We start from the raw sequence: 6,363 nt of genomic DNA on the forward strand, positions 1-6,363 counted from the left end.
CTCCAGCAGGAGCGGCCGCCACCCGGTCCGCGTCCGTTTCAGGCACCGGCCCCCGGGGTGTCGCCCATGGTCCGCAGGTACTCGTCCGGACCGGCCGTCGAGCCGTGCACGGCCGCGTCCAGGGACCAGGCGCCCCCCGCGTCCCGCGTGAACACCGCGACCGTGGCCGCCGTGGCGCCGGCCACGCCCGCGACCGGGCCCTCGGCGACGAGGTCGACGTACCCCTCGCGGATCCGCAGGGCCATGCCGCCGATGTCGCCGAAGGTCTTCGAGCCGTCGTCGTCCTGGATGACCACGCCCACGACCACGCGGCGCAGCCGCTCCGACATCCGGTCGAGTTCGAGGGTCATCACCTCGTCGAAGCCGAATCCCTGGCCGGTGCGGCTGTCCCGGTTCAGGGTGACGGTGCCGTCGGGGGCCCGATGGTCGAAATGGACGACGTACTCGGGCGTGCCCCTCAGGTCACCCTCCGCGTACACCGCCGCGATGATGTCGAGGTCGTTCGCGGGCTCACCGGACGCGCTGGGGTCCCATTTCAGCGCCACCTCCACCCGGGCCAGACTCTTGCGTACTCCACTCACCGAACTCCCCCTCCAGGTCATGTGCGTTGCCCCCGTACCCCGTCATGCTGTCACGGGGATCTTCGCGCCCGACCGGATCGTTATCCTCAAGTTTCGCTCAGATGTAGTGACGCTGTGCTCACGGGCTTTCTAGCTTCTCCAAGCAAGCCGTTACCATCGGAGAGAGTCCAGCATGAAGGTTTCACAGGCCGGTGCGGTCGCCGCAACGATCGCCCTAGCCCTGACCACCTCCGGGTGCGGCGGGAACGACGACGCCAAACACACGATCCCGATCGGGATCAAGTTCGATCAGCCCGGCCTCGGGTACCGGGCGGCGGACGGCACGTTCTCCGGGTTCGACGTGGACGTCGCCCGCTACGTGGCCAAGGAACTGGGCTACAAGCCCAGCGAGATCGAGTTCAAGCAGGTCTTCAGCGCCGACCGGGAACTGCTGATCCAGTTCAATGAGGTCAAGTTCGTCGCGGCGTCCTATTCGATCAACGACAAGCGCAAGGCCAAGGTCGACTTCGCCGGACCCTACTTCCTGGCCCACCAGGACCTGCTGGTCCGCTCCTCCCAGGCCGACATCACCAAGGCCGAGGACCTCAACCACAAGAAGCTCTGCTCGGTGACCGGCTCCACCTCCGCCGAGAACGTCAAGAGCAACCTCGCCCCCAAGGCGGAGCTGCTGGAGCTGCCGGGCTACTCCGAGTGCCTCGTCGCCCTCCAGGACAGCCAGCTCGACGCGCTGACCACGGACAACACGATCCTCGCCGGGTACGCCGCGCAGGAGGGCAACCAGGGCAAGTTCAAGCTGGCCGGGTTGAACCTGAGCAAGGAGAACTACGGCATCGGGATCAAGAAGGGCGACAAGGAGCTCCAGAAGAAGATCAACGCCGCGCTGCGCAAGATGGAGCAGGACGGGTCCTGGGAGAAGTTCGTCAAGGCCAACTTCGGGGCGGCCAACTACAAGAACGAGCCCGCCCCGGCGATCACCGAAGGCAGCTGACCCGACCGTCGTCCCGACCGCCCCGGTGCCGGGACGGCGCTAGGCGGTCGGGAGCGGTCCCCGCATGTGCTGGCTGATCCACTGGATCAGGCCGCCGTCGTACATGCCGGGGACGTAGCTGTAGGCGTCGTGCCCGCCGCCCTCGTCGACCCGGAACTTCGTCTTGACCGGGCCGACCCCGTACTGCTTGATGAACCTCTCGATGGGCGGCCGGTTGCGGATGTCGCTGCCCTTGGTGCCGACCTGGAAGCCCAGGTAGACCTCGGGGCCCTGGCGGTCCAGCAGCTTCTGCGCGAGCTCCGGAGGGCTGTTCTGCGCCTTCTCCCGAGGGTGTCCGTTCCACAGCCGGGAGTCGGGAACGATGTCGGGTCCTCCGGCGATCACGGCCTTGAACTGGTCCGGCTTCTGCAGCACCGCCTTGAGCCCCGCGAAACCGCCCGAGGAACTGCCCATGAAGGCCCACCCGTCGCGCGAGGCGATGGTGCGGAAGGTGGCGCGGACCAGGTCCGGCACGTCCTCGGTCAGCCAGGTGCCCATCTTGGGCTGGCCGGGGATGTCGCTCCCGTCCCAGTAGAGGCCGTCCCTGTCGGTCTGCGGGTTCAGGACGGGCATGGCCAGGATGAAGGGCAGGCTGCTGCCCTCCCGCGACCACTTGGAGATGCTGGCCTCCAGCTTGAGGTGCGGGTCCATCCAGTAGTTGTTCGGGTACCCGGGGCCGCCCGGCAGGGCGATCATCACGGGGAACCCGCTGTGTGCGTAACGGGGTTCCTTGTACTGCGGGGGCACCCACAGCCAGACCTTTCCGGTGAAACCGGACTTCTTCCCCTCCAGGGTCGTGACCATGACCTTGGTGCCGTCCTCGGGGACGGTGGCGGCGATCCGCAGCTCCGGCCGGGGTCCGGTCGGCATCAGGGTCAGCGGATCGGCCGGGACGGCCGCCGGGTTGCCGGCCCGGACCGGTAGTCGGCCCTGGCCCTGGTCCTGGTTCTGGCCCTGGCCTTGGTCCTGGTCCTGGTCGAAGCGGACGACGTCGCCCGTGTCCGAGAACACGTCGTCGTACGCCAGCGCGCATCCGACCGCGCCGCCCGCCAGCACGACCGCGGCCACGGCGCCGATCCAGCGGCGCCGGAGCGTCCTGCGTGGCGCCGGCGCCGGTGTCGCTTCCGGTTCCGGGGCCGGTGGTGTGCGGTGTTCCATGGGGCCACTCCTGTTGCCTCGTCGCCGTGTTGTGCGTCGACCGGTCCGGTCGTCACGGTCTGGCGTCACGGTAGGAGAGGCCGGGTCGAATACCGCGGTTCGCCACCAACGGGTATGAAACGTGCGAACGGTGAGCCGTGTTCAGTCGGCGGCGCGTGCTCGAAGCTGCGCGATAATGCGTCACTTCGAGCATCTTCCTTCACGCGAACCCTGTGGGCGCGCTATGTTGCCCGGTGCATGCCAAAGAGCTGTGTCCGTTTCCCGGACCGCACGAGGAGCTGCCCCATGAGACTCGCCCCCCACCTCCTGCCACCGCTCCCACCCCTGTTCCGGCGCACCCGGCGGCGCTCCGGCGGGACCCCGCCCCGGCGCCGCGCCCACCTCGCCGCGCTCCTTGCCGGCGCCCTCGCCGTGGCGGGCCTGGCCGCCGCGGGACCGGCGGCCCCGGCCGAGGCCGCGCCCGCCGCAGCCGCCTCCACGGCCGGCAACGCCACCGGAATAAGTCAGTCCGCGAACACCTTCACCGTGACCTCCACCAGCGGCGCCAAGGTCCGCGTGGTGGTCGCGCGGGCCGACGTGTTCCGGCTCTGGCTCTCCCCGGACGGCGCCTTCACCAACGATCCGGCGGGCTCCGACCTGGCCCCCACCACCGACTTCGGCCCGGTGAACGCCACCTACACCGACGCCGGCGGCTATTACAGGATCACCACGGGCTCCACCGCCGGCTCCGTCTCGATCCGGGTGAACAAGGCGCCGTTGCAGTTCTCCGTCTACCGGGCCGACAACACCACCCTCGTCTGGCAGGAGTCCCAGCCGACCAGCTGGACCGCCGGCCAGACCACCCAGTACCTGGCCCGCGGCGCCGACGAGCAGTTCTACGGAACCGGCCTGCGGCTGGGGGAGTGGGCCCTGCGCGGCAAGACGGTGCCGGTGGCGGTGGACAACAAGTGGCGGGAGAACGACAACGCCAGCCCCGCGCCCTTCTACATGTCGACCAACAACTACGGCGTCATGCGCAACACCTGGGCCCCGGGCTCGTACGCCTTCAACTCTCCGAGCACGCTGGCCCACAACGAGAAGCGCTTCGACGCCTGGTACTTCACCGGCGATTCCCTCAAGTCCGTGCTCGACGCGTACACCGACGTCAGCGGCAAGCCGTTCATGGCGCCCCTGTGGGGCTTCGAACTCGGCAACGCCGACTGTTTCAACGCCTCCAACCCCGCGTACCAGGGTGACCACGACAGGCTGCGCCACCAGACCACCCCGGACGTCGTCGGCTACGCGACCGACGCCCGCGCCGCCGACATGCCCTCCGGCTGGTTCCTGCCCAACGACGGCTACGGCTGCGGCTACACCGCGCCCCTCAAGTCCACCGTCGACGCCCTGAAGGCCAAGGGCTTCCAGACCGGACTGTGGACCTCCACCGGCCTCGGCTCCATCAAGGACGAGGTGTCCGTGGCGGGCAGCCGGGGCGTCAAGACGGACGTCGCCTGGATCGGCGGCGGCTACAAGACCGCCTTCACCGGTGTCCAGCAGGCCGTCGACGGCATCGAGAAGAACTCCGACGCCCGCCGCTACGTGTGGACCGTCGACGGCTGGGCGGGCACCCAGCGCAACGCCGTCGTCTGGACCGGGGACACCAACGGCACCTGGGACGACATGCGCTGGCACGTTCCCGCCATCGCGGGCGCCGGGCTCTCCGGCCTGAACTACGCCTCGGGGGACGTCGACGGCATCTTCGGCGGCAGCCCCAAGACCTACGCCCGCGACCTCCAGTGGAAGGCCTTCACCCCGGCCTTCATGACCATGTCGGGGTGGGGCGCGACCGGCCCGAGCACCGGCTACCAGGACAAGCAGCCCTGGCGGTTCGCCGAGCCCTATCTGTCCATCAACCGCAAGTACCTCCAGCTCAAGATGCGGCTGATGCCGTACCTCTACACGATGAGTTCCGTCGCCCACGACACCGGCGTCCCCAGCACCCGCGCCATGGTCCTGGACTATCCCGACGACCCGGTGGCCCGCGGCAACCTCACCAGCGGCCAGTTCATGGCGGGGGACTCCTTCCTCGTCGCCCCGGTCGTCTCCGACACCGCCGTCCGCGACGGGATCTACCTCCCCGCCGGGACCTGGACCGACTACTGGACGGGCAAGACCTACGCCGGACCGGGCTGGCTGAACGGCTACGCGGCCCCCCTCGACACCCTGCCCCTGTTCGTCAAGGGCGGAGCCATCGTGCCGATGTGGCCCCAGATGAACTACTCCGGCGAGAAGCCGGTCTCCACCCTCACCTACGACATCACCCCGCGCGGCGACTCCGCCTTCTCCCTCTACGAGGACGACGGCCTCACCCGCGCCCACCAGAACGGCGCCTTCGCCCACCAGCAGGTCGACGTCAGCGCGCCGACCAGCGGCTCCGGCACCGTCACGGTCTCCGTCGGCGCCCCCACCGGCAGCTACGCGGGCAAGCCCGCCTCCCGCGGCTACGAGTTCACCCTCCACGTGGCATCGGCCCCCGCCACCGTCACCGCGGACGGCGCCGCCCTCACCCGCCTCGGCTCCAAGAGCGCCTACGACGCGGCGACGACCGGATGGTTCTTCGACCCGGCCGACCGGGCGGGCGTGCTGTGGGTCAAGACCGGGACGAAGTCCGCGGCCTTCACCGTTTCCGCCACCGGTACGACGCTCCCCGCGGCCCAGCCGATCCCCACCTCCGCCACCCCCGTCCCGCAGGCCGGGTGGTCCCTGATCTCCGCGGACAGCCAGGAGACGAGCGGCGAGAACGGCGCCGCCACCAACGCCTTCGACGGCAACCCGGCCACCCTCTGGCACACCGCCTGGTCCTCCGGCACCCCGGCGGCGCTGCCGCACGAGATCCGCATCGACCTCGGCGCCCGCTACGCGCTGGACGGCCTCGGCTACCTGCCCCGCCAGGACGGCGGGAGCAACGGCCGGATCGGCGGCTACGAGGTGTACGTCTCCGACAGCACCACCGACTGGGGCGCCCCGGTGGCCACCGGGACGCTCGCCGACACCGCGGCGGCCAAGACCGTACCGCTGGCCGCGAAGACCGGCCGCTACCTGCGGCTGAAGGCGCTCACCGAAGCGGGCGGCCGCGGGCCCTGGACCAGTGCGGCTGAGATCACCCTCACCGGGCGGCCCGCGCCGCTGCCCACCGACGCCACCCTGGTCAACGGCGCCTCGGGCAGCTGCGCGGACCTGCCGCACAGCGCCACCGCACCGGGCACCGAGCCCACGCTGTACACCTGCCACGGCGGGCCCAACCAGCACTGGAGCCTGCAGGGCGACGGCAGGCTCACCGGGCTCGGCGGGGTCTGCCTCGACTCGACGGCCGGGGCCACCGGCGCCGTGACCGTACGGGCCTGCGCCCCCGCCCCGGTCCCGGCCGCGCAGAACTGGCAACAGGGGCCGGACGGCAGCCTGCGCACCGCCGGTCGGTGCCTGGTCCCGACCGGCTCCGCCACGGCCAACGGGACCACGCTCGGCCTGGCCGCCTGCACGGGCGCCGCGGCGCAGCGCTGGACCTTCACCCCCTGACGGACACCGGGGCCGGTGCGGCCGGGGCGGGCTCCTCCGCCC

At 70.6% G+C, this 6,363-nt stretch carries 4 protein-coding genes; 2 read left to right on the forward strand and 2 right to left on the reverse strand.

Annotated elements, in window-relative coordinates:
• Positions 1 to 38: 38 nt before the first annotated feature.
• The gene (locus ACFWAR_RS39000) at positions 39 to 581 is read right to left on the reverse strand and encodes a TerD family protein (protein ID WP_385788372.1); all 543 of its coding nucleotides are present in this window, start codon (positions 579 to 581) and stop codon (positions 39 to 41) included.
• A 172-nt stretch (positions 582 to 753) separates the two neighbouring features.
• Between ACFWAR_RS39000 and ACFWAR_RS39005 the strand changes: the two genes are divergently transcribed.
• Positions 754 to 1,569, forward strand: coding sequence for a glutamate ABC transporter substrate-binding protein (locus ACFWAR_RS39005; RefSeq protein WP_385788375.1), 816 nt, complete (start codon positions 754 to 756; stop codon positions 1,567 to 1,569).
• A gap of 39 nt (positions 1,570 to 1,608) precedes the next feature.
• Here the strand turns inward: ACFWAR_RS39005 and ACFWAR_RS39010 are convergent, their stop codons facing one another.
• On the reverse strand, positions 1,609 to 2,766 hold the full coding sequence (locus ACFWAR_RS39010; protein WP_385788378.1) for an alpha/beta hydrolase: 1,158 nt from the start codon (positions 2,764 to 2,766) through the stop codon (positions 1,609 to 1,611).
• Between the two features lie 285 nt (positions 2,767 to 3,051).
• On the opposite strand from ACFWAR_RS39010, the gene ACFWAR_RS39015 reads away from it, so the two are divergent.
• Positions 3,052 to 6,321: a TIM-barrel domain-containing protein gene (locus tag ACFWAR_RS39015; RefSeq protein WP_385788381.1), complete on the forward strand. Its 3,270-nt coding sequence runs from the start codon at positions 3,052 to 3,054 to the stop codon at positions 6,319 to 6,321.
• Positions 6,322 to 6,363 lie beyond the last annotated feature (42 nt).

Source organism: Streptomyces sp. NPDC059917 (assembly GCF_042730635.1).
Taxonomy (GTDB): domain Bacteria; phylum Actinomycetota; class Actinomycetes; order Streptomycetales; family Streptomycetaceae; genus Streptomyces.